Source organism: Lysobacter sp. Root916 (assembly GCF_001429785.1).
Lineage (GTDB): Bacteria > Pseudomonadota > Gammaproteobacteria > Xanthomonadales > Xanthomonadaceae > Lysobacter.
Window position 1 is genome coordinate 293,949 of the sequence record NZ_LMJF01000013.1, and the last position, 22,629, is coordinate 316,577.

Here is a 22,629-nt window from a genome sequence, read left to right on the forward strand (position 1 = left end):
CTTCAGGCGGCTGGGGTCGCGATCACATCAACGGCATCGAGCCGTTGAGGCCGCCGGTCAGCGATTCGATCGTCTCGCGCGCGAACGCGGGCATCTCGATCGGTTTGCTGGTGATGACCGGCGATTCGGCCGACTGCGAGTAGTGCTCGACGCTGTCGTCCTGCACGCCGCCGACGGCCAGCCATTGCTCGCAGGCCTGCAGCAGATCCCAGTCGTTCGGATCCACGGTCGGCTGGTCGCTGCCGCGCAGTTGCGGATTGGTCAGCGCGGCCAGCGAGATCACCTCGCCGTACCGGCCGCTCAGACGCTGGTGGTTGTTGGCGATCCAGCGGATGATCACCGCGCCGGCGCGGGCCTGGGTGCGATAGCGATGGGTGTTGCGGGTGCCGCCCAGATAGTTGGCGTTGACCTGGTCGATCACCTGCCACATGTCGCGCGCGCCGAATGCGCCGCGGATCTCCGGATCGCTGAGCTGATCGCGGAACTCCAGGATCATCTGCTGCAGCTCGGTCGCGGCGAAGTAGGCGATGCCGTAGCCGTTGAGCGACAGATTGGCGCCCAGGTCGTAGCCGGCCTTGCGCACCTGTTCCTGCGAGACCGCCACCGGGATGTTGCTGCGCAGGAGCCGGTCGACGCTGACCTGGCGGCCGAACGAGGACACCGCCGAGACGAAGCGCAGCCACAGCTCGTTGAAATCGCGATTGGGCTGGTTGGCGTTGGGATCGCCGCCCGGGGCGCCGAACACGCGCATGTACAGGTCGCGGCGTTCGCCTTCGGTGATGCGCTCGCCGGATTTCTTGTAGTAGTTGAACAGATAGTCGCCGGCCTTGCCGCGGCCCAACGGCAGCAGCCCGGCGCGGAACAGCTCGACAATGCGTTCGACCACCTGCGGCAGGCGCATTTCTTCCAGCATGTAAGCGAAGTAGATCGCCTGCACCGCATGCAGGTTCTCGCGGATGATCTCGACGTCGGTGGCCGCTTCCAGGTCCGGCAGCATGATTTCCATCGCCGACGGAGGCGCGCCGGAGACCACGCCGGTCTGCATGTCGTAGACGTTTTGGATGCGGCTGGCGAGCCAGGCATCGTTGGCGCTGACGCCGTCGGTGGCCAGGCGGCGCACGACCGCGGCGACGTTGCGGCCGCTGAGCGCGCAGACGGTGTCGCTGGCGGCGGGCACGAAGGCGTCGCCGGTGTCGCGCATGTCCTCGGCGACCGCGGCATCGCTGGCCTCCTCCTGCGCCTCCTCGGCGGCGGCGCGCGCGGCGGTCGCGGCGTCGGCGGCGCGGCGCGCTTGCGCGGTCGCGGCTTCGGCGGCCTTGTTGGCGCTGGCGACGGCGCGGCGCGCGGCGGCCAGTTCGGCTTTGCTCGGCTTCTCGTCGGCCAGGGCCTCGAGTTCGGCCTGCTTGTCCTTGGCGGTCTTGGCGGCGGCGCGCGCGCTCTCGCGCGCGCTCGCGGCGGCCTGGTCGGCCTCGCGCGAGCGCGCCAGCGCGGCCTGGGCCGCGGCGACCGCGTTGCGCTTGGCGGCGGAGCCGTCGAGGGCGTCGTAGCGGGTGCGCGGATCCTCGTTGGGATCGATGCAACCGACAATGGACGGATCGATCAGACCCGAATCGATCTGCGACTTCAGCACCACCGAATAGCGCTGGCCGAGCTGAGCGTAGGCCGCGTCGAACAACTCGCGGTTCTTGCGGTACTCGCCCTGCGCGGTGCTGATGCGCTGCACGAAGTCCGGGCGCCCGGCATCGGTATAGCCGTCGACCTGGAGCAGGCCGCAGATCGAGGCGATCTCGCGCTCGTACTTGTCCAAGGGCTCGATCAGGCTGCCGGTCATGCGCTGCGAGCCGAGCAGGCCGTACTTGTGCACGAACTGCTTCTTGCGCTCCAACTCCTCCCAGGCTTCCTGCTGGTGAGTCGCGGCGACCAGGCGGTAGAACGGGTCGATGACCACGTCACTGCCCAGCTGCTTCTTGATCCGCATCAGCTCGTCGAGCTGGCGGCTGCTCAATCCGCCGCTGGTGTCGGCGGTTTTCTGGATGGTCTCCAGAACTTGCTGGCGGGCACGCAGCTCCTGGCGCTTCTTCAGCTCGCGCTCGCCCAGGTCAACCAGCAGGATACGTTTCATGACGGTTCTCTCGCGTTGGTAACGGATTGGGTGGAGCACGATTGGGTGGAGCGCACGGCGTTACGCTGGTCTGCCGCGGCGCCCGCGTGCTTGCGGGACTTGCTGTTGTGTCGTTTGCTCGCCATGGGGCTCTCCTCGGCAGCGTTGCGTGGTGCGGGTCGTGACGGTGCGTGGTGTTGCGGGGTAAAGGGTTCAAGCCGCGGCCAGCGCGGGTGGTATATCGACCGGTTCGTCGCCTTCGTCGCGGATCGCGCGGTCGATGCGCGCGTCCAGCGCCTGCAGCGCGGCCATCGCATCGACCACGCCGTGGCCGCAGCCTTCGATGCCGGCGCTGGCGAACGGGCGCGCGCTCTCGATCAGGACCTCGCGCGCCTCGACGCTGTCCAGCGGCCAGGCGCGGCGCTGCGAACGCGAGGCCAGCAAGCCGCAGATCGCGGCCACGAAGGGCGAGGCGAAGCTGGTGCCGCTGGCGGTCTGGTATCCCGCCAGGCCGCAGGTGAGGATGTCGCGGCCGGGCGCGCAGATCGCCACGTGCTCGCCGCGCGTGCTGAAGCTGGCCGGGCGGCGCTGGCTGTCGATCGCGCCGACCGCGATCACGCCCTCGTGCGCGGCCGGGTAATACTTCTCGGTGAGTCCGGAATTGCCGCTGGCCGCGACCAGGATCACGCCACGCGCGAGGGCGTAACGCACGATCTCCTCGTGCGGCTTGGGCGCATCCGCGCCCAGCGCCGATTCGGGGGTGCCGAAGCTCATGTTGATCACCTTCACGCCCAGATCGATCAGCCGCTTCATGCCGGCGTCGATGTTGTCCAGCGCGCCGACGCCGAAACGGCGATCGTCCGCGCCCACCGCCGCGCCCAGCACCCGCACCGGGGTCAAGCCGCAGGCGCCGGCGCCACCGGGCGGAATGTCGCGGCCGCGCGCGACCAGGATTCCGGCGCAGCCGGTGCCATGGCCGACTTCGTCCTGCGGACGCTCGCCGCGATGGCGGTAGTCCCCCACCAGGGTCAGGCCGCCGACCGTGGCCGGGTCCAGGTCGACGCTGTCGAAGCCGGCGCGCAGCCGCGTCGACAGCTCTTCGTGCTCAACCGCGACGCCGGTGTCGGCCAGGCCGATCACGGTGGCCGGATCGCCGGGCTCGTAGGCCAGCGCCTGCGGCAGGCGGATCAGTTCGCGCGCCCAGGCGCGCTGGCTCTCGTGCGCGCCGCCGGACGCCGGCGTCGCGAACGGCGCGCTGCACAAGTGGTCGGCACCCACGCGCTCGACCATCGGCAGTTCCGCCAGCGCCTGCAGCAGCTTGTAGGCGCCGCTGGGATCGCGCAGTTCGATGCGCAGCACGCGGGCCACGCCGCTGAGCTGCTCGACGTCGTCGAAGCGGCGCGCGCCGGTCACCGCGCGCGCGCTGCGCGGGGTGCGCGCGCTGTGCAGGCGCGCGGCCCGGAACGCGCCGGCGTGATGGCGCAACAGGCGATCGATCACGCCGCCGTCGATGTGTTCGGCGATCGGCGTGCCGTACTGGGTACAGGCGCGCAAGCCGGGCAGGTGCTCGGGCACTTCGCCCAGGCGCAGGGTGACCAGCAGGCGACCGGGCACGCGCGGCGCGGCGACGGCGACGTTCATGGCCGGCCTCCGTGGGCGTCGTCGCTCCAGCGGCCGAGATGGCCCTCGCTGAGGCGCACGTGCGCGACTTCGCCGCCGCCGAAATCCAGCTCGGCGTCGCAGCCCAGCTGGCTGGCCAACGGCGCCAGCACTAGCCGGCCCTCTTCGCTTTCGATCACCGGCACCGCTTCGCCGGCGGCGCGCACCAGCGGCAGGCGCCCGGCGCGCAGGGCCGGCGCGCTCACGTGCACGCGCTGGGAGGCGCGCGCGTCGCGCTCGTCGCCGCGCTCGACCCGGGTCACGCGCGGCGCGGCCGCGTTCATCAGGGCCTGCTGTAGGCGGTTGACCGGCATCCGCGACAGGCGCGCGATCACGTCGGTGCCGGCGCTTTGCTTGAGTTCGTTGAGCTGGGTGATGGTGCGCACGCCGATGCGCTCGAGCCGGCGCTGGTCGTCTTCGCTGATCGAATCGCCCAGCGCCTCGCGCAGGTTGAACTTCGGATCCTCGGCTTTGAAGTCGACCGCGTTCTCCTCGATCATCGGCTTGGTGATCGTGGTCAGCGCCAGTTTGATCGTGCTGGCCTCGGACTCGCCGGGGCCGGCCGGGCGCAGATAGACGTCGTCGTCGATCATCTGCACGAACGCGCGCAGGTCCATCGACACTTCCTTGACCGCGAAGGTCAGCGGCAGCTTGCCGACCCGGGCCTTGATCGCCATCGCCGCCTGGGCCTTGTCCAACTGCTCGGTCAGGGCCTGGATGAACAGGTCGAAGGGCACGCCGCTGTCGCGCAACAGGGCCGGCATCTGCGCGCTCATGGCTCGCCCCCGCCGCAGCTCCAGCTGACGGTCAGACGCGAAGGCATCGCGTTCCAGGTATTGACCTCGCGGCTGCGCGGCAGGTCGGCCAGCAGCACGCAGCCGCCGTCGCGCAGGATCGGGCGCAGTTCCAGCGGCAGCGTCATCTCGACGTTCGCCAGTTGCACCTGCACCGGCAGGCCGCGCGCCTCGGTAGCGATCAGGCCGTCATGCAGTTCGTCCAGCAGCTGCGAGAGTTCGCGCAACATCACGCGCCTCCTTCCGGCGTCGGCGCGGGCGCGGCGACGGCGGGCGCCGCGGCGGCGGGCGCGGCCGCGCGCATCGCCGGCGAGTGGCGCTGCACCAAGGCGATCTTGGCCGCATCGGCCAATCGCTCCAGCGGCAGGGTCTCGCTGACGAAGTTGAGCTTGACCTCGCCGAACAGGTCGGCGCGGACGTTGGACTCGTTTTGGGCGTTGACCGCGACCGTCGACACCATGGTCGAGCTCTGGCCGCTGTAGCTGAGCGCGCCGCGCTCGCCCCAGTTGTTGACCGACTGCGGATCGGCGCCGACCGCGTAACCGACCTTGGCCGAGTCCTGGGCGGCGGCGCGGAACATCACCTTGCTGGTGATGCTGCCGTCGCGTACCACCACCCGGTTCATGCCCAGCATGACCATGGTCGCGAGCAGTTGCTGGCGTTCGCCGCCGACCTTGAGCCGGACCTGCGGCAGCACGCGCTGCTCCAGCACCTCGGTGCTCAACTCCTCGCCGTCGATGCCGTACTCGCCCAGCCACGCCGGCATCAGGCCTTCGGCGCGCGGCACCAGCTGGGCCTCGGTGCGCTCGCCGCCGTCGGGCAGCAGCAGCTGCACTTCGCCGGGGTAACGGGTGGCCAGCCAGTCGCGCGCCTGGTTGGGGCTGACGTTCTCTTCGGTGAACTGGTCCAGGGTCTTGGCCACCGCCGCGACCAGGCCGGAGTAGCTCTCCATCTGCCGGATCGAGGCGTCGACGATGGCGTCGAAGGTGCCGTGCACGAGTTGGGCGACGAAACCAGGGAAGTCGATCTCGTTGACCATCGCACCGGCGCGGCGGGCGATGGTCTCGGTGGCCTGCGGCTTGGGCGCGGTTGCCGGCGCCGGCGCCGGAGCGCCCGTGGCGGGCGCGTCGGCAGCGGGCGCGTTGGCAAGCCCGCGCGCGGGCGCGGGCGCCCCGTTCCTCGGGGGGAAGATCCTGCCGCGGGTGCCGTTGTGCTCGGACACGATGCGATCCTCAGGCCGTCGTCACCCAACGGTTCTCGCGCTCGTAGCGGCCGTCGCCGAGCAGGCGCAGCTCGATGCGCGCCGCCGGACTGCCCTGTGCGAGTCCGCTGAACCGGTAGTCGATGCTCAACTTCAAGGCCGCGACGCCGCCGACATCGGGAGCGTCCTCGATGCGCGCGCTCGCCTCCACGCCGTAGGCCAGGTTGGCCGGCAGGCCCGCGATCACGCGCACCTCGCCCACCGAACCCTGCGAGGCACGGAAATCGACCGTGATCGGCAAGGGAGAGGACTGACCTTCGATGGCCGGCCATTCGCCCAGCTCGATGCGCACGTCGGCGGCGGCGGTCGAACTCACGCTGGGCGACAGCACCGCGGGCGACTTCAGGCCCTCGAGCTGGTCCAGGGCCCAGCGGCAGGCGCCGGCACTGCCGCGCAGCACGCTCATGCGCGTGCCGGCGACGCGGCTGGGTTCGATCGGTTCGCGGGTTTCGCCCGAGGCGCTGGCGTCGCTGCCGACGTCGAAGGCGCGCACCGCGGACGGCGGACGCGCGAGGCGCAGGCCGCCGCCGCTGCCCAGCGATTGCGCGCTGGGACGCGGCGCTTCCGGCGGCAGATACAGCACCCGCCAGTTGCCGTAATCGGGCTCGGCCATGTTGCCGAAGTCGGCGGCGAAGTCGGCGAACGGCAGCCAGTCTTCGTAGCCGTGGTTGGCCGGATGGAAATCGACGGCATCGGAATCGAAAGCGACGCGGGTGTCCCAGGGATTGAGCACCTTGACCTGCACCGAGGCCGGATCCTCCAGGTTGCCCTTGATGCCGGCGATCACCACCGCGTGCGGCGCGCCGACGATCACCACCCACAAGGCGCCGCGCTCGCGCAGCCACTGCGCCCATTGCGTGGGCGTGTGATACAGGCTGGTGTTGGACGGCTGCGGAATCACGCTGAAGCCGTAGCGGTCGCGCACGGCGTTGAGCAGGTCCCAGCCGTAGGAGCTGGCCAGGGAACCGCCGACCTGGTTGGCCAGGGTCTCGGGCGAGTAGGACTGGTTGTGCCGCCACGACAGCAGCATCGCCATCGACGCGGCCCAACAGGCGTCCTTGTTCGGCTGCGGCACCAGCGTCACCGGATAGTCGCTGCCGCTTTCGGACAGCGCGCGCACCGGACGTCCCGCGCCCAGCGCGAACGTGGTCGCGCGGCCTTCGATCCAGTCGATCTTGGTCGGGGTGATGAAGCAGCCGCGGTTGAGGCCCTGCGCGGCCGGCTGGCCGGTCACGTGGACCGCGCAGACCTGGGCCTTGAGCTGGCCGCTGCTGCGGTCGAGGTGATAGACCGGCGAACCGCTGGCGCCGTGCAGGGTCAGGATCGGGTACTCGATGACCTCGCCGTTGCTCTGCGAGGCCGCGTAGCCGCCGTGCAGGTGTTGCTTGTCGCCGTCGATCGCGGCGGTGAGTTCGGGCACCGCGTCGGAGGCGCCGGAGTAGCCGCAGACCACGATCGGCAGGCGGTCGGACGGGGTGGCGTTGAGGAACTCGAAGTACTGCCCGTTCGGCGCCGCGATCGGCACGTTGTCGATCACCGCCAGGTCGTTCTCCCAATTGCCGCTGCCGCTGTAGCGCGGCGCGATCCGCCACGACGAGCTGGGCAGCGTGCACTGGCCGAACGGCTTGACGCCGGCGCCGTTCTGGCCCGGCACCACGGTCACGTTGACTTTGTTATGCAGATTGTGGGCGCAGGTCAGGATGCGGTTGGGCCCGATGTAGAAGCCGGTGCCGCCCCAGCCGTTGCCGGCGCTGTCGGTCATCAGCAACTGGCAGATCGCCGAATGTGGAAACGCGCGGGTGTCCTCGACGCCGACGAACCATTCCTCGCGCGCCAGGCTGAAGGCGTCGTCCTGGCAGGTCAGCGCGCTCATCGGGTTGGAGGGGTCGTAGAACGGCGTGATGATTTCCTGCGCGGTCGCGTAGGGGCGCCCGGGCAGCGCCAGCGCGTTCGCACGCCCGCGTCCGCGCAGGCCTTGCGAGGTCGCCGGTGCGGTGGCCGGCGCGGCCGCGGCGCGCACGCAGTCCATGTAGTGATCCCAGTTCCACAGCCGGCTCGGGCAGTCGTGGTTGTCGCGCGGCGAGGCTTCCTGGTGACCGACGATGTGTTCGCGGTCGATCGGCAGGTTGTACTGCGCGCACAGCCAGGCGACCAGCGCCGCCGAAGCCTGGTATTGCGCCTCGGTCGGGTCCAGGCCGCGCTTGTTGGCGACGTGCTCGATGCCGATGCCGTGGGTGTTGGCGCTGCTGGCATGCCAGGCCACGTCGTTGTTGCGCACCATCTGCACGACCTCGCCGTCGCGGCCGATCACGTAGTGGGCGCTGACGGTGATGTGCTCGTTGCGCGAGTTGCGCTGGTCCGGATTCTGGAACCAGCCGATGGTGCCGGTGATGCGCGAGCCGCCGTCGGTGATGTGGATCACGATGCGGTCGACCGTGCGCGGGGTGCGCATGGCGCGGTAGTTGCCCGAGTAGGCCGGCGCGAAGCGGCTGGCGCCCGGATACTCGGCGGTGGGCGCGTCGAACGCGCGCGCGTGCCGATACGACTGCTCGGCCGCGACGGTCTCGTCCGGGATCGCCTCGGAGATGCCCTTGTTGTCCTGTTCTTCGTCCTCGAGCGCGAAGGCGCGTGTGTTCGTGCGGCCGTTCGCACGCGGGCTGGCCGGCATGCCAAGCGCGAACGTCGTGGCGCGGCCCTCGATCCAGTCGATCTTGCTGGGGGTGATGAAGCAGCCGCGGTTGAGGCCCTGTGCGGCCGGCTCGCCGCTGACGTGGACCGCGCAGATCAGGGCCTTGAGCCCGCCGCGGTCGGCCAGGGTGTAGACCGGCGAACCGCTGGCGCCCATCAGCGACAGGATCGGGTAGTCGAGGGTTTCGGGATTGGGCTGTTCGCGCACGTAACCGCCGTGCAGGTGTTGCTTGTCGCCGTCGATGATCGCGTCCAGCTCCGGTACCGCGCGCGAGGCGGCCGAGTAGCCGCAGACCACGACCGGCAGGCGGTCGGAAGGCGTGGCCTGCAGGAACTCGAAGTACTGCCCGTTCGGGGCCGCGATCGGCACGTTGTCGATCACCGCCAGGTCGTTGTTCCAGTCGCCGTCGCCGCTGTAGCGCGGCGCGACCCGCCAGGAAGAGGACTGCACCGTGCATTGCCCGTAGGGCCGGCCGCCGGCGCCGTTGCGGCCGGGGATGATCTGCACGCTGCTCATGCCGTGCAGATTGTGCGCGCAGGTCAGGATGCGGTTGCGGCCGATGTAGAAACCGGTGCCCTGGTAGCCGGAGCCGTCCGGCGCGGTCATCAGCAGTTGGCAGATCGCCGAATGCGGATACAGCGAGGTGTTGGGCACGCCCGCGAACCATTCCTCGCGCGCCAGGCTGAAGGCGTCGGCCTGGCAGCTCAGCGCGGTGGAGGGATCGGCGGGATCGTAGAACGGGGTGATGATCTCCTGCGCGCGCGCATAGACCTTGCCGCCGCCCAAGGCCTGCGCCCGCGGCGCGGCGCGCTGGGCGAGCGAGAACGCGATGCCGAAGCCCGCGGCCTCCTGGGCGATCCACTGGCGCTTGGCCGCGGTGATCCGGCAACCCAGGTTGGTGGTGGCCGAATGCGCGGCCACGTGCACGCCGACCATGTGCGCGCGCGGGAAAGTGCCGCCCTCGATCCAGTACACCGGCGAGCCGCTCGCGCCGCCCAGGGTCTGCAGGTCGTAGTCGAAGGTTTCCTCGCTGGGCAGGCTGCGGATGTAGCCGCCGTGCATGTGCTGCTTGTTGGGATCGATGTTGTCGTTGACCCACTGCTCGATCGCGTCGTTGGCGTACCAACGCGCGGAGTAGCCGCACACCACCACGCCCTCGGGACGCGACTGGGTCAGCTCCTCGACCAGGTCGAAGGTGCGGTCGGCCGGCACCGCGTTGGCGGCCGGCACCCGGATCACCGCCATGTCGAAATCGCTGTTGCCGGCGCTGTAGGACGGGTGCTTGCGGCAATCGGCCGCGGTCACGTGGAAGCGGCCGAAGGGCTCGGTGGCGCCGCTCACGCCGGCGCCGTTCTTGCCGGGCACGATGATCAGTTCGCTCTGGCCGTCGACCACGTGGGCCGCGGTCAGCAACAGGCAGGGGCCGATGAAGAACGCGCTGCCGTGCAGGGCGCCTTCCTCGCTGCCGTCGGGCCGGCGCACCTGGCAGATCGCCGAATGCGGCGGCACGGTGGTGTCGGTCACGCCCAGGAACCAGATCGCGCTGCTCACGAAGAAGCCGATCTGGGTGGTCAGGGCGTCGAACCAGTTGCTCGGCCGGTAATAGGACGAGACCAGCAACGAGCGCGAGTTCGGCGCCGAGGTGCGCGGCGCGGGCGCGTCGTAACGCTGCTGGTAGCGGCCGTAGGACTGCGCGGTCGCGGGCGCCGCGTCGGCGACGGGTGCCGGTGTGGCGGCTGGCGCAGGCGCGGCGGCGGCCGGCGCGGTGCTGTCGTGGCCGTTGCTGGCCGGCGCGGGCGGCGCGCTCGCGCCCTGTTGCCACAGATCGTCGGAGTAACCGTCGCTGTAAGGCGCCGGTGCGGCCGGCGCGGCGGCCGCGCCGTTGCCGCGGCCGTTGCCGTTCGCGCGCGCGGCGCCGCTGTCGAGCGCGTCGCCGCCCCAGGCCAGGCCGCCGTTGGCCGCGCCGCCGTAGCCGGACACCGTGTCCAGGCGCGCCGTGCGGCGCAGGCCGCGTTCGGTGAGGCCGCTGAGATTGACGTACATGTTGCCGGCATCGGGGATCTTCACCGACACCGGACGGCTGCGGTCGCCTTCGTTGTAAGTGGCCAGGCCGAAGTACAGCCGCGGCTGGCCGACAAAGCGCGCGACCACGCTGGGCGGCACCAGGTAGACCGCGTCGCCGCGGCGCGCGCCGCTGCCCAGCACGCGGCTGGAATAGAAGTTGCTGGCCGTGCGCCGCGCGCGGTTTTCGGCCTTGAGCAGCTCCGGGTCGGTGGCCAGGCCGATCTCGAACAGCGGGCTTTCGCTGCGGACCGTGAATCCCAGCACGCTGAAGCGATCGTCGATCGATTCGCGGTTGGCTCGGATGAGTGCCATGACTGACTCCTATCGGCGCTTGCTTGCAGTGATGGAAGAAGCCGCATCGGCGCGCGCATCGATCGCCGGCGCGCGGGCATCCAGCGCCAGTTCGATCGGCGTGCCGCCGACGTCGTTGATGACCGAGGAAATGCGTTCCCAGAAGCGCTGCTGGGCATCGATGCCGATGCCTTCCAGGTGCGGCTTCATGAACTCGACCACCGATTCGAGGTGGCGGAAGAACGCGCGCTGGCCGGATTGGACGTGCTCGACCGAACCGCGCCATTCGGCGACGGCGGCCTCGGCATCGCCGCGCTCGCACCAGACGCGAACGATGAAGACGGCGGTACGGTCTTCGAGCAGTGCCATTGCGACGAGCCCCTATGCCAGCGCTAGTGGCCGAGGCTGCGCCGGCGCCGTCACCGCCGCATCACGGGCGGATCACCGGTGGATCACGCCTTCATGCGGGCGTGTGATGTCGCGGTGATACGGCTGAGAGCCGCAGGACGGGCTGGCGCCGGGTCGGCGCGATGAGGGCTCGTACTGGATGGGCAGGAGCGCGGGCAGGCGATCGCGGCTCACGCCGCTCCCACAGGGCAAGGTGGGCGCGGGCCGCGGCCTCGTCGCCTACGATTCCCCTGCGCTGCTTTCTGTGGGAGCGGCGCGAGCCGCGATCGGGACAGGTGATGACCTGGGTGGGCGCAGGCCTTGCAACGCAGCACGCCCGCTTTCAGCGCTCCAAGAACTGCAGACTCAACTGCAGTTGCGAATCCGCGGTCGCCAGATGCCGGCGCGCCGCATCGATCAGCCCGTAGGCGCGCATGCCCTCGTCGGCCGTCATGCTCGGATACACCGGCTGGGTCGGCAACGGCACCGCATACGCGCTCACGTTCGGCGCCGTCCACGGCGCGGCGGCCGGCTCGTTGCCGATCGCGCTCTGGGCGATGCTCTGGTAAAGCGTCATGGTTTCGCGCATCGGCTGGATCGCCAGCTCGCGCCGCAGCAGTTCGCGGCAATGCTCGAACTGGCGCAGCGCCTGCGCGCGCTGACCGCTGAGCACGAACAGCTGCATCAGATCGCGGTGCACGTCCTCGCGCAGCGCGTCGCTGTCCAGGATGGCCTGGGCGTGACGGATGCCTTCGGCGTAGTCGCGCCGGATCGTGGCCAGCTGGACCAGCCGACCGAGCGCATTGAGATAGCTGCGGCGGTGCTTCTCGCGTTCGCGCAGGGCCCAGTCGTCGGTGACGTCGAGCAGGATGTCGGAGGTGTACATCGCCACGCCGCGCCGCAGCCCCTCGATGTCGGCGTCGCTGAGGCGTTCGGGCGCGTGGCTCAGCCCGGGCGTGACCAGGCGTTCGAACTCGTCCACGTCCAGCCAGACCGCGGCCGGCCCGTTCAGACCGATCGCGCCGCGACGGTCGCAGACGATCAGGTCGCCGTGTTTGAGCGGCGGCTGTTCGACCAATCTGCGCAGCCGCCACAGGGCGGTGTTGAACGAGCCGGCGGTGGACGAGGACGAGCGTTCGGGCCACAGGCTGGCCAGCAGCTCGGAGCGGCTGAAATAGCGGCCGCGCCCCAGCGCGAGATAAGCCAGCAGGCTGGCGCAGCGGCCGGCGATGGCGACGGCCTCCGACGGCGCGCCTTCGCTGGCGATCGACAGCGAACCGAACAGGCAGATCCTGAACATCCCGATGCTCCGTGCTGGGCCGGCGCGGCGCGCACGGCGAGGATGGATCCGGACCGCCCCCTGTACCCGACGCCGTGGCGGCGGCATCGACGGCAACGCCGCGGACCCAGGGCCGCGGCGCGTGACCTGTTTCGCATATCCGCGCCCCGCCTGAAAAGTGCGCGCACCGGCTGTCCTCGGACAGCCGCACTAGCCGTTTGCTGTAGCCGTAAGCCGTGATGGCCTACCCGCCGCAAGGAAAGCGATACCGCACAACATGCGGCAAGAATCCCTTGCCGGTAAGCCGCGGCGGGCCAAGGACCGGAATGCGCGACCAGGACGTCGACACTAGGAGCACTGCGTGAGTGGCTTGTCGTTGAGAATCCGCAAGGCCAGGGCCTTGACCACCTTGTCCCAGGCCGAGCTGGCGCGCCGCATCGGCGTCAAGCGCAGCGCGGTCACCCAGTGGGAGCATCCGGCCGGGACCACGCCCAGCGTCGAGCACCTGATCCAGATCGCGCAGGAGACCGGGCTGAGCTTCGAATGGCTGGCGACCGGACGCGGGCCCAGCCGTTGCGAGGGCGTCGACCTGGCGCCGGCCGTGCTGGTCGACGATTACGCGCGCGACGAACACGAGAGCGAGGCGCTGGCGCATTTTCGTCGGCTGTCGGGCAGCCGGCGGCGCATGGCCCTGGAGATCCTGCAGATCCTGGGCCGCTGAGATTGGCAACGCCGGCGGCAGCGCGCCGGCGCGATCAAGGCGCCGGCGACGGCTCCAGGCCCGCGATCTGGCGCAGCGCGCTTTCGAACAGCTCCACCGGCTGACCGCCCTGGATCAGATGGCGGTCGTTGATGATCACCGAGGGCACCGCGCTGATGCCCTGGCTCTGGTAGTGGCGCTCCTGCGCGCGCACGTCCTCGGCGTATTCCTGCGAGGCCAGGATCTCGCGCGCACGCGTCGCGTCCAGCCCGACCGAGGCCGCGACCTCGGCCAGGACCTCGTGCGCGGACACGTCGCGGCCTTCGGTGAAATACGCGCGCAACAGGGCGTGCTTGAGCGCGCGCTCGTGCTCGCCGCCTTCCAGCGCCGCCCAATGCAGCAGGCGGTGGGCGTCGAAAGTGTTGTAGATGCGGTTGCGCAGGTTGAACTCGAAGCCCAGCGCGGCGCCGCGCTGGCGCAGCGCTTCGCGGTTCTGGGCGAGCTGGGCCGGGGTGGAGCCGTACTTCTCGTACAGATGCTCGTCGATGTCCTGGCCCTGCGGCCCCATCTGCGGATTGAGCTCGAAGGGCTGGAAGTGCAGTTCCACCGCGACCTCGTCGCCGACCCGCGCGATCGCCTGTTCCAGCGACTTCAAGCCGACCGCGCACCAGGGGCAGGACACGTCGGAGACGAAATCGATCTTGAGGGACTTGGACATGGCGACACCGTGCGTATGCGGCCGTAGCGGCCCGATCGCTACAAGATGCGGCGTCGCGCGCGCCGCTTCAACCGCGTCAGGCGTGCATGGATGGGTCGTAGCGTTCCAGGCTTGGCGCGCTTCAGTCCAGCGCCAGGCCCATTATGCAGTCGTCGTAGTCGCGGCCACCCACGTTGAAGCGGCGCATGCGCAGGGCGCGAAAGCCGCAACGTTCGTAGAAGCCGATCGCGGCGGCGTTGCCGGCGTACACGCCCAGCAGCAGGCGCGGCGCGCCGGCCGCGCGCGCATGCGCCACCGCGGCCTCGAGCAGGCGCTTGCCCCAGCCGCCGCCGTGGAAACGGCTGAGCAGATAGAGGCGCTTGAGCTCGAGATCGCGCGCGTCCGGATCGTCCAGCGGCAGTTGCGCCGGCGCGACCACCGCGTAACCCACGGGCGCGTCGCCGGGCGCGACCTCGGCCAGCCACAACGCGCAGGCCGGATCCTCCAGCCAGGCGCGATAGGCCGACGCGGCATGCGCGCGTTGGCAATGCTGGACGATGTCGCCGCCGCCGAGGATGCCGGCGAAGGTTTCCAGAAAACTGCTTTGGCCCACCAGCGCCAGCGCGGCTTCGTCGCCGGCGACGCAGGGTCGGAGTCGGAGGATATGGCTCATGCGTACGATCGGATACGCGGCAGCACCCGCTCCATCGACGGAGCGGGCGGCGCGTGAGGCTTACTTGCGCTGCGCCGAAGTGGCGTCGCGGGCGGCGCGGAACTCCGAGTCCTGGCTCCAGTTCGGCCAGCGCTTGGAGTTGGCCAGGCCGTTGCCCAGGGTGTACAGCAGCTCCAGATCGCGCGCCATGCCGGTGAAGCTCCAACTGGCTTCCCACTGATCGGCCGGCTGGTGATAGCGATCGGCGGTGTAGGCCTGCTGCGCGGCCTCGCCGGCGGCGTGGCCGCCCTCGACCTTGTCGTCGCCGGAACCGAACGAGATCGCCGGCACGCCGCGCTTGGCGAACGGGAAGTGATCGGAACGGAAGAAGTGGCCGGCCTCGGGCTTGGGATCGGTGACGTAGCTGAGGTTCCAGCCCTTGGCCAGGTCGATCAGCTCGTCCAGCAACTCCTGCTTGGCGCTGCCGGAGGTGGTGAAGTCGCGCGAGGGGCCGGTCGGATCCAGCGCGTCGGTGTTGATCACCGCCACCGTCTTGGCCAGCGGGTACAGCGGCTTGGACGAGTAGTACTCCGAACCCAGCAGGCCCTTTTCCTCGGCGGTTACCGCCAGGAACACCACCGAACGCTGCGGCTTGGGACCGTGGGCGAAGGCGCGGCCCATTTCGATCAGGGCGGCGGTGCCGGTGGCGTTGTCGACCGCGCCGTTATAGATCTTGTCGCCCTTGGCGTCGGGCGCGCCCACGCCGAGGTGATCCCAGTGCGCGCTGTAGATCACGGTCTCGTCGGGGCGCTGGGCGCCGTCGACGCGGCCGACGATGTTCTGCGAGGTGATGACTTCGCTCTTGACCTGGTAGTTGGCCGACAGGGTCGCGCCCTTGAGTTCGACCGGCTTGAAGTCGCGCGTCTGCGCCTGGCGCTTGAGCGCTTCGAAATCCAGGCCGGCGCGCTTGAACAGATCGACCGCGAAATCGCGCTGGATCCAGCCTTCCATGCTCGGATGGGTCGCGCCCGGACGGTCGCGCACCACGTCGAACATGGTGTTGGTATTGGAGTTCTTGACCGTGGCCCAACCGTAGGACGCCGGATCGGTCTCGTGCACGATCAGCAGGCCGAGCGCGCCCTGACGCGCGGCTTCTTCGTACTTGTAGGTCCAGCGGCCGTAGTAGGTCATGGCCTTGCCGCCGAAGTCGCCCTGGCCGCTCTCGAAGTCGGGGTCGTTGATCAGCACGACCGCGATCTTGCCCTTGAGGTCGACGCCCTTGAAGTCGTCCCAGTTGCGTTCCGGCGCCTTCACGCCGTAACCGGCGAACACCAGCGGCGCGTTCGCGATCTTGACCGCGGTGGAACCGTCGAGCGCGGCGCGCACGGCGATCTCGTTGCCCTGGCTCAGCGCCTGCGACTTGCCGTCCACCGCCACCGACAGGGTCGGCGTGCCTTCGATCTGCGCGCGCTTGAGCGGCACCGCCTGGGTCCAGGCGCGCTGGCCGTCCTTGAGATCGCCGCCAGGCTGCAAGCCCGCGGCCTTCATCTGCGCGACCACGTAGTCGATGGTCTTGGTCTCGCCGGCGGTGGCCGGGCCGCGACCTTCGAACTCGTCCGAGGACAGCGTCTTGACCTCGTCGGACAGGCGCTTGGGATCGAACTTCGGGGCTTCGGCCGCCAGGGCCGCGGACACCGACAGGGACAGCAGGGACGCAACCAGCAATTTCATGGGCGCAACGCCTTAGGCCAAAGTGCGGCCGATACTAGTGGAGCGCGGATCGGCCGGTCCAGCGGCGGAAGTCAGGGGCGGAGGCGCGGAGTTTGCGGAATCTGCTCTTTCGGCACATTGGGGCTGGAACTGTGCGTTGCCCTGACGGGCCTGCCGCGCATTCATCTTGTGCGGCACACTGTCGCCTCCGGCGATGCGGTCGCCACCGCGACGCCGCACTGACCTTCCCCCACCCGACGCGCCCGCCGACCGCCACGCGAGCCACCACGCTCGCTGCAGCCCGTGGCAGCCACCGCTGCCGGCCCGCGCATCCCCCCATGGCAGCACCGCAATGAGTTCCGCTTTCCGTAGCAGTTTTCCCTCCCCCGCGACCCGGTGCGCGCGATGAGCGCGTCCGCCGCGCCGACGCTGCGCCCGCGTTCGCTGTGGCAGGGCCGCGCCCTGGTCCTGGCCGGTATCGTGCTGTCGGCGTTCACCCTGCGCACCGCGGTGACCTCGCTGACGCCGCTGCTCGACAGCCTGGGCAGCGAATTCGGTTTCGGCCCCACCATGACCGGCGTGTTCGGCATGGTGCCGACCGCGGCGTTCGCGGCGTTCGGCGTGCTCACGCCGGCGATCGCGCACCGCCTCGGTCTGGAACGCGCGGCGCTGACGGCGATGGTGCTGGCCGCGCTGGGCCTGCTCGCGCGCTCCTTCGCCGGCGACACCTGGCAGTTGCTGGTGGCCTCGGTGGTGGCCTTGTCGGGCATGGGTATCGGCAACGTGGTGCTGCCGCCGCTGGTGAAGCGCTACTTCGCCGATCGCGTCGGTGCGGTGAGTTCGCTCTACATCACCGTGCTGCAGTTGGGCACGATCCTGCCGGCCCTGGCCGCGGTGCCGCTGGCCCAAGCCGCGGGCTGGCGCGTGTCGCTGGGCTCGTGGTCGCTGGTGGCGGTGGCCGCAGCGCTGCCGTGGATCGCGGCGCTGTGGATGGAGCGCTACGGCCGTTCCGCGCAGGCGCGCGCGCTGGCCGCCGCGCACGATCGCGCGGTCACGCCGCGGACGAGGCGCCCGAACTGGTCGCGCCCGCGCCGCGCGGCAAAGTCTGGCGTTCGTCGGTGGCCTGGGGCATGGCGCTGATGTTCGGCATGACCTCGCTGATCACCTATTCCATGTTCACCTGGCTGCCCAAACTGCTCGTCGAAGCCGGCGGCAGTGCGGCCTTGGGCGGCAGCATGGTCGCGCTGTTCTCGACCCTGGGCCTGGTCGCGGCGCTGGCCCTGCCCGCGCTCGCGGTGCGTATCGCCAACCCGTTTCCGGTGGTGCTGGCCTGCGTGGTGATGTACCTGTGCGGTTTCGCCGGGCTGCTGTGGGCGCCGATGTCGGCGACCCTGCTGTGGGTGGCGCTGCTGGGCCTGGGCCCGAGCACCTTCCCGCTGTCGCTGACCCTGATCAATCTGCGCACGCGCACGCAAGCCGGCTCGGCCTCGCTGTCGGGCTTCATGCAGGGCGTGGGCTACACCATCAGCTGCGTCGGTCCGCTGCTGTTCGGCTGGCTGCACGAAACCACCCACGGCTGGGTGCTGCCGTTCGGCTTTCTCAGCCTGTGCCTGGTGGTGCTGACGATAAGCGGCTATCTGGCCTGCCGGCCGCGCATGCTGGAAGACACCTGGTAAGACCCGCGCGGATCGCGCCGCGTGAGCGACGCGATCCGCGACGAGGCGATCGCTCAGTCCTTGTCGGCGCCGATCACGCGCCCGTTCCTGGGATCGATCTTGAGTTCGACATCGCGGCCGGCCGGATCGTCGGCCTCGGCGTTCCAGATGCCGTCCTCGTAATCGACGTCGTGCACGTTGGTGTATCCGGCCACCGCCAGGCGCGCGCGCACGTCGGCTTCGCTGAGGTTGGCCACTTGTTCGTCCGGATAGACGCGGCCGGTCTTGGGATCCAGGCGCACGTCGACGCGATTGCCTTCGGCGCTGCGCGCGTCGGCTTTCCAGACGCCATCGCGGAACTTGATGTCGTTGATGTGGGTATAGCCCTGCTCAGTAAGCTGGGCGCGGACCTTGGCCTCGGTCAAGGCCTGCTCGGCCAGCGCGGTGCCCGATACGGCCAGCGCGATCGCGAGCACGGTATTGCGGAGTACGACGGTGCGGCTCATGGCAGCCTCCTTGGGGGAAGGTGCTTCGAGTCTCGCCACGCATGCGGCAACCTTCGGTGAACATCGCGCATTCATCCGCGCGCGTTCATGCGCCTTGCACGCGACGCTAACGAATGCGTTGCGCGCGTGGCGTCAGTGCTTACTTGTCGATCGGATACACGGTCGCGATGGGACACTGGATCCGCGACAGCGCGCCGCCGCTGCGCGCGATGCCCTCGCCCGCGCGCATCTCCGGCACCGCCACCACCACGTCGCCGGGATTGCCGCAGACCGCGCTGATGCCCAGGCCCGAACGCAGCTCGATGGTGGTGGCGTCGAACAGCTCCGGACAGCTGTGCGCGAGTTCGACGCGGTAGTAGCGATTGCCGCCGGAGCGTTGCGGCGACACTTCCACCACCAGGCCCTTGCCGTCTTCGTTCCAGCCGCGCATGTAGCGCGGGTTGAGGCAGTACTGCACCGAGCCGCCGAAGCCGCGGCGCTTCTCGGCGCGCACCTCGACCGCGTCCAGGGTGGCGACCTCGCCGTGGCGGCGATGGCTGGCCAGCGCGAGTTCGGCATAGGCCTTGGCGTCGATCTCGGTCACCGCCGACACCGCGCACAGACGCTGCCCGCTGCGCAGGTATTCGTTGCCCGTGCCGCAGACCCAGCCCTCGCGCGCGAGCACGCTGGCCTGCTCGTCGGCGACGGCGGCCGGACAATCCTCGCCCAGCTCGAGACGGAAGCGGCGGCCGTCGGCCTGCATCACCGCCAGGCTGCGATCCGACGCCTGACGCGCCTCGCTCATGCTGCGCGCGTCCAGGCAGTTCGGCTTGGGCGCGGGACCGCGCGCGGGCTCGGCGGCCGAGGCCATGGCGCAGACAGCGGTGAGGACTACAGCGGCGTACAGGCGCATCGCGATTCCGTGCGGGACGCCGGCGCGCTTCGCCGGCCCTCGGATTAGACGCGAAGTCCGGCGACCGGCGCCAGCGCGCCTGACCGCGCGTTGCCCGGCTTTCAGGCGGCCGCGCCGGGCTAGCGCGACCGCCGGTCGGATCGACGTCCGCGTATAAATGATGATCGTCATCAATACTGCTAGGATCGCCGGACCGGGCCGAACCGGGGTCCCGGGGAGCGCATGCATGAAAGTCAGCCGCGAACAGACCGCCGAGAACCGCGAACGCATCGTCGGCGCGGCCGCGCGCCTGTTCCGCGAACGCGGCTACGACGGCGTCGGCATCGCCGACCTGATGCGCGACGCCGGCCTCACCCACGGCGGCTTCTACGGCCACTTCGCATCCAAGCAGGACCTGATGGCGGAGGCCTGCGAACACGCGGTCGCCGGCTCGCTGGCCTATTGGTCGCGGCTGATCGAACGCGATCCCGAACAGGGGCTGCAGCACATCGCCGCGGCCTATCTGTCGAGCGCGCACCGCGACCAGCCCGGCCGCGGCTGCACCTTCGCAGCGCTCGGCGCCGACGCCGCGCGCCTGGATCCGCCGGTGCGGCGCAGCCTCGGCCAGGCGCTGCGTTCCTATATCGAACTGCTGACCCCGCTGCTGCCCGGCCGCAGCCGCGCCGCGCGTCGCGCGCGTGCGCTGGCGACGCTGTCCAGCATGGTCGGCGCGCTGGTGCTGGCGCGCGCCGTCGACGATCCGGCCTTGTCGGACGAAGTGCTGCACGCGGTCGCCGCCGCCGTTTTATCTCGCTGACCCCTCTCGCCGACCTGCCCTCGGAGCCCCCGCGATGACCGTGAATGTGTTCGAGCTCGAATCCCTGCGCGGCCTCAACGGCCTGGAAACCCTGCGCGCCCTGCTCGCCGCGGGCCGCCCGCCGCCGATCGGCGAGACCCTGGGCTTCATCCTGACCGAGGTCGACGAAGGCCGCGCTGTGTTCGCCGGCACGCCCGGCCCGCACGCCTACAACCCCTTGGGCGTGATCCACGGCGGCTATGCCGCGACCCTGCTGGACTCGGCCTGCGGCTGCGCCGCGCATAGCGCGCTCAGCGCCGAGCAGGCCTACACCACGCTGGAGCTCAAGGTCGCCTATCACCGCGCGATGAGCTCCGACACCGGGCCGGTGCGCGCCGAGGCCAAGCTGCTGTCGATCGGCAAGCGCGTAGCCTTCGCCGAGGGTCGCCTCACCGACGCCCAGGGCCGTTTGTACGCCTCGGCCACCTCGACCCTGCTGGTGTTCGAACGCAAGCAGTGAAGGAGAAGCGCAGATGCACGCCGAACATTCCGAAGATGGCCTCTACCTCGACGATCTGGCGGTCGGCCAGCGCTTCGAGACCGCGACCTACACCGTCAGCGCCGAGCAGATCAAAGCCTACGCGCGCGAGTTCGATCCGCAGCCCTTCCATCTGGACGAGGAGGCCGCGCGCGCCAGCCTGTTCGAGGGCCTGGCCGCGAGCGGCTGGCATACCGCGGCGATCACCATGCGCCTGCTGGTCGAACGCGGCATTCCCGCTGGCGGCCTGATCGGCGCCGGCGCCGAGATCGCCTGGCCGCGCCCGACCCGGCCGGGCGACACCCTGCAGGTGCACGGCGAGATCGTCGAGATTTCGCCCTCGCGCTCGCGTCCGGACCGCGGCCTGGTGGTGGTCCGCAACGAAACGCGCAACCAGCGCGGCGAGGTGGTGCAGGCCTTCACCGGCAAGCTGATCGTGTTCCGACGCCCGGGCAGCGCCGCCTAGGAGCCGCCTGCGCCGAACCGTGGCTTACGGCCATGGCGCGCGCGCCAAACGCGCGCTAACGTCCGCGCATCGCAGACGTCGGCACCGCCATGCAGGACCTGACCCAGGGCTCGATTCCCAAACACGTGCTGCGGATGGCCGCGCCGATCATGATCGGCATGCTGTTCCAGACCCTGTACTTCCTGATCGATCTGTACTTCGTCGCGCGTCTGGGCGATGCGGCGATCGCCGGCGTCGGCGCGGCCGGCAACGTGCAGTTCATCGTGATGGCCCTGACCCAGATCCTCGGCGTGGGCACGATGGCGCTGATCTCGCACGCGGTCGGACGCAAGGACCGCGACGATGCCAACCTGGTGTTCAACCAGAGCCTGCTGCTGGCCCTGACCTGCGCGGCGATCACCCTGGTGCTCGGCTACGCCCTGGGCGGCGCCTACATGCGCACGCTGGGCGCCGACGCCGCCACCACCCAGCACGGCATCGACTATCTGTATTGGTTCCTGCCCGGGCTGGCGCTGCAGTTCGCCCAGATCGCGATGGGCTCGGCCCTGCGCGGCACCGGCATCGCCAAGCCGACCATGGTGGTGCAGATGCTGACGGTGATCCTCAACGCGATCCTGGCGCCGGTGCTGATCGCCGGCTGGCTGACCGGCAAACCGATGGGCGTGGCCGGCGCCGGCCTGGCCACCTCGATCTCGGTGGCCGCGGGCGTGGTGATGATGGCGCTGTACTTCGCGCGCCTGGAAAAGTACGTGGGTTTCGATCCCAGCCAGTTCCACGCCCGGCTTGCGGTGTGGAAGCGGATCCTGCGCATCGGCCTGCCGCCGGGCGGCGAGTTCGCGCTGATGTTCGTCTACATGGCGGTGATCTACTGGGTGATCCGCGGCTTCGGCGCCGAGGCCCAGGCCGGTTTCGGCATCGGCCAGCGGGTGATGCAGGCGATCTTCCTGCCGGCGATGGCGGTGGCCTTCGCGACCGCGCCGGTGGCCGGGCAGAACGTCGGCGCGGGCCGGCCGGAGCGGGTGCGCGCGACCTTCCATGCCGCGGTCGCGATCGGCGTGGTGCTGATGCTGGCGCTGACCGCGCTATGCCAATGGCGGCCGGACTGGCTGGTCGGCGTGTTCACCCAGGAGACCGCGGTGATCGCGGTGGCGGCGCAGTTCCTGAGCATCATCTCGCTGAACTTCGTCGCCTCGGGGCTGATCTTCACCTGTTCCGGCATGTTCCAGGCCCTGGGCAACACCCTACCCGCGTTCGCCAGCAGCGCCAGCCGCATGCTGACATTCGCCCTGCCGGCGGTATGGCTGTCGACCCGGCCGGACTTCGAGCTGCGTCAGCTGTGGCTGCTGTCGGTGGCCTCGGTGACCCTGCAGGCGATCCTGAGCGTGGTGCTGCTGTTGCGTGCGCTGCGCCAGGCCGATACCCGCATGGCCGCCGCCCCGGCTTGAGCGCGCAGGTCGGCCGCGGCGTAGCGGATCGCGCACAAACAAAAAGCCCGGCCGAAGCCGGGCTTTTC

At 70.1% G+C, this 22,629-nt stretch carries 18 protein-coding genes and 1 pseudogene; 6 read left to right on the plus strand and 13 right to left on the minus strand.

Translation table 11 applies throughout. The features are described from left to right. Positions 1-22: 22 nt before the first annotated feature. The 8 genes from ASE35_RS13845 to ASE35_RS13880 all read right to left on the minus strand — a co-directional run bounded on the left by ASE35_RS13845 (position 23) and on the right by ASE35_RS13880 (position 12,546). Complete coding sequence (locus ASE35_RS13845) at positions 23-2,122, minus strand: hypothetical protein (protein ID WP_057164203.1); 2,100 nt, start codon at positions 2,120-2,122, stop codon at positions 23-25. A gap of 192 nt (positions 2,123-2,314) precedes the next feature. After that, positions 2,315-3,742, minus strand: a complete 1,428-nt coding sequence (locus tag ASE35_RS13850; RefSeq protein ID WP_057164204.1) for a S8 family serine peptidase — start codon at positions 3,740-3,742, stop codon at positions 2,315-2,317. Next, positions 3,739-4,536 carry a hypothetical protein gene (locus ASE35_RS13855; protein ID WP_056180711.1) on the minus strand — a complete coding sequence of 266 codons (798 nt, stop codon included), beginning with the start codon at positions 4,534-4,536 and terminating at the stop codon, positions 3,739-3,741. Before ASE35_RS13855 ends, ASE35_RS13850 begins: the two co-directional genes overlap by 4 nt. Continuing rightward, the gene (locus ASE35_RS13860; protein WP_057164205.1) at positions 4,533-4,784 is read right to left on the minus strand and encodes a hypothetical protein; all 252 of its coding nucleotides are present in this window, start codon (positions 4,782-4,784) and stop codon (positions 4,533-4,535) included. The genes ASE35_RS13855 and ASE35_RS13860 overlap by 4 nt, the downstream gene beginning before the upstream one ends. Then, positions 4,784-5,776, minus strand: a complete 993-nt coding sequence (locus ASE35_RS13865) for a hypothetical protein (RefSeq protein WP_200957032.1) — start codon at positions 5,774-5,776, stop codon at positions 4,784-4,786. The genes ASE35_RS13860 and ASE35_RS13865 overlap by 1 nt, the downstream gene beginning before the upstream one ends. Before the next feature lie 10 nt (positions 5,777-5,786). Continuing rightward, positions 5,787-10,880 carry an N-acetylmuramoyl-L-alanine amidase gene (locus ASE35_RS13870; RefSeq protein ID WP_057164206.1) on the minus strand — a complete coding sequence of 1,698 codons (5,094 nt, stop codon included), beginning with the start codon at positions 10,878-10,880 and terminating at the stop codon, positions 5,787-5,789. A gap of 9 nt (positions 10,881-10,889) precedes the next feature. After that, entirely contained in the window at positions 10,890-11,228 is a 339-nt protein-coding gene (locus ASE35_RS13875) for a hypothetical protein (RefSeq protein ID WP_056180720.1), read from the minus strand. A 361-nt stretch (positions 11,229-11,589) separates the two neighbouring features. Further along, complete coding sequence (locus ASE35_RS13880; RefSeq protein WP_057164207.1) at positions 11,590-12,546, minus strand: BTAD domain-containing putative transcriptional regulator; 957 nt, start codon at positions 12,544-12,546, stop codon at positions 11,590-11,592. A 340-nt stretch (positions 12,547-12,886) separates the two neighbouring features. Here ASE35_RS13880 and ASE35_RS13885 point away from each other — a divergent pair, with 340 nt between their 5' ends. Beyond that, a complete protein-coding gene (locus tag ASE35_RS13885) occupies positions 12,887-13,246 on the plus strand; it encodes a helix-turn-helix transcriptional regulator (protein WP_056180726.1) in 360 nt (119 codons plus the stop codon). A gap of 34 nt (positions 13,247-13,280) precedes the next feature. On the opposite strand, the gene ASE35_RS13890 is transcribed toward ASE35_RS13885, so the two are convergent. From ASE35_RS13890 to ASE35_RS13900, 3 genes are all read right to left on the minus strand, one after another. Further along, positions 13,281-13,943: a DsbA family oxidoreductase gene (locus ASE35_RS13890; protein ID WP_057164208.1), complete on the minus strand. Its 663-nt coding sequence runs from the start codon at positions 13,941-13,943 to the stop codon at positions 13,281-13,283. Between the two features lie 121 nt (positions 13,944-14,064). After that, positions 14,065-14,595 carry a GNAT family N-acetyltransferase gene (locus ASE35_RS13895; protein ID WP_057160998.1) on the minus strand — a complete coding sequence of 177 codons (531 nt, stop codon included), beginning with the start codon at positions 14,593-14,595 and terminating at the stop codon, positions 14,065-14,067. A gap of 60 nt (positions 14,596-14,655) precedes the next feature. After that, complete coding sequence (locus ASE35_RS13900; RefSeq protein WP_057164209.1) at positions 14,656-16,305, minus strand: M28 family metallopeptidase; 1,650 nt, start codon at positions 16,303-16,305, stop codon at positions 14,656-14,658. A gap of 384 nt (positions 16,306-16,689) precedes the next feature. On the opposite strand from ASE35_RS13900, the pseudogene ASE35_RS21755 reads away from it, so the two are divergent. Beyond that, positions 16,690-17,960 (plus strand): annotated as a pseudogene (locus tag ASE35_RS21755) (MFS transporter). Positions 17,961-18,013: 53 nt separating this feature from the next. Here ASE35_RS21755 and ASE35_RS13915 read toward each other — a convergent pair. Both ASE35_RS13915 and ASE35_RS13920 read right to left on the minus strand, forming a co-directional pair. Continuing rightward, complete coding sequence (locus ASE35_RS13915; RefSeq protein ID WP_057164211.1) at positions 18,014-18,445, minus strand: PepSY domain-containing protein; 432 nt, start codon at positions 18,443-18,445, stop codon at positions 18,014-18,016. Between the two features lie 139 nt (positions 18,446-18,584). Next, on the minus strand, positions 18,585-19,337 hold the full coding sequence (locus tag ASE35_RS13920) for a hypothetical protein (RefSeq protein WP_057164212.1): 753 nt from the start codon (positions 19,335-19,337) through the stop codon (positions 18,585-18,587). 226 nt (positions 19,338-19,563) lie between these two features. On the opposite strand from ASE35_RS13920, the gene ASE35_RS13925 reads away from it, so the two are divergent. The 4 genes from ASE35_RS13925 (at position 19,564) to ASE35_RS13940 (ending at position 22,561) form a co-directional block, all read left to right on the plus strand. Continuing rightward, on the plus strand, positions 19,564-20,133 hold the full coding sequence (locus ASE35_RS13925; RefSeq protein WP_057164213.1) for a TetR/AcrR family transcriptional regulator: 570 nt from the start codon (positions 19,564-19,566) through the stop codon (positions 20,131-20,133). Between the two features lie 34 nt (positions 20,134-20,167). Further along, a complete protein-coding gene (locus ASE35_RS13930; RefSeq protein ID WP_056180755.1) occupies positions 20,168-20,632 on the plus strand; it encodes a PaaI family thioesterase in 465 nt (154 codons plus the stop codon). A gap of 13 nt (positions 20,633-20,645) precedes the next feature. Further along, positions 20,646-21,116 carry a MaoC family dehydratase gene (locus ASE35_RS13935; RefSeq protein WP_057164214.1) on the plus strand — a complete coding sequence of 157 codons (471 nt, stop codon included), beginning with the start codon at positions 20,646-20,648 and terminating at the stop codon, positions 21,114-21,116. Positions 21,117-21,205: 89 nt separating this feature from the next. Next, entirely contained in the window at positions 21,206-22,561 is a 1,356-nt protein-coding gene (locus ASE35_RS13940; protein WP_057164215.1) for an MATE family efflux transporter, read from the plus strand. The last annotated feature ends 68 nt before the right edge of the window (positions 22,562-22,629 follow it).

Excerpts from the sequence above, each read along its gene's own strand:
- ASE35_RS13845 (WP_057164203.1), bottom strand. The coding sequence starts at position 2,122 with ATGAAACGTATCCTGCTGGTTGACCTGGGCGAGCGCGAGCTGAAGAAG.
- ASE35_RS13850 (WP_057164204.1), bottom strand. The coding sequence starts at position 3,742 with ATGAACGTCGCCGTCGCCGCGCCGCGCGTGCCCGGTCGCCTGCTGGTC.
- ASE35_RS13855 (WP_056180711.1), bottom strand. The coding sequence starts at position 4,536 with ATGAGCGCGCAGATGCCGGCCCTGTTGCGCGACAGCGGCGTGCCCTTC.
- ASE35_RS13860 (WP_057164205.1), bottom strand. The coding sequence starts at position 4,784 with ATGTTGCGCGAACTCTCGCAGCTGCTGGACGAACTGCATGACGGCCTG.
- ASE35_RS13870 (WP_057164206.1), bottom strand. The coding sequence starts at position 10,880 with ATGGCACTCATCCGAGCCAACCGCGAATCGATCGACGATCGCTTCAGC.
- ASE35_RS13875 (WP_056180720.1), bottom strand. The coding sequence starts at position 11,228 with ATGGCACTGCTCGAAGACCGTACCGCCGTCTTCATCGTTCGCGTCTGG.
- ASE35_RS13880 (WP_057164207.1), bottom strand. The coding sequence starts at position 12,546 with ATGTTCAGGATCTGCCTGTTCGGTTCGCTGTCGATCGCCAGCGAAGGC.
- ASE35_RS13890 (WP_057164208.1), bottom strand. The coding sequence starts at position 13,943 with ATGTCCAAGTCCCTCAAGATCGATTTCGTCTCCGACGTGTCCTGCCCC.
- ASE35_RS13895 (WP_057160998.1), bottom strand. The coding sequence starts at position 14,595 with ATGAGCCATATCCTCCGACTCCGACCCTGCGTCGCCGGCGACGAAGCC.
- ASE35_RS13900 (WP_057164209.1), bottom strand. The coding sequence starts at position 16,305 with ATGAAATTGCTGGTTGCGTCCCTGCTGTCCCTGTCGGTGTCCGCGGCC.
- ASE35_RS13915 (WP_057164211.1), bottom strand. The coding sequence starts at position 18,445 with ATGAGCCGCACCGTCGTACTCCGCAATACCGTGCTCGCGATCGCGCTG.
- ASE35_RS13920 (WP_057164212.1), bottom strand. The coding sequence starts at position 19,337 with ATGCGCCTGTACGCCGCTGTAGTCCTCACCGCTGTCTGCGCCATGGCC.
- ASE35_RS13925 (WP_057164213.1), top strand. The coding sequence starts at position 19,564 with ATGAAAGTCAGCCGCGAACAGACCGCCGAGAACCGCGAACGCATCGTC.
- ASE35_RS13930 (WP_056180755.1), top strand. The coding sequence starts at position 20,168 with ATGACCGTGAATGTGTTCGAGCTCGAATCCCTGCGCGGCCTCAACGGC.
- ASE35_RS13935 (WP_057164214.1), top strand. The coding sequence starts at position 20,646 with ATGCACGCCGAACATTCCGAAGATGGCCTCTACCTCGACGATCTGGCG.
- ASE35_RS13940 (WP_057164215.1), top strand. The coding sequence starts at position 21,206 with ATGCAGGACCTGACCCAGGGCTCGATTCCCAAACACGTGCTGCGGATG.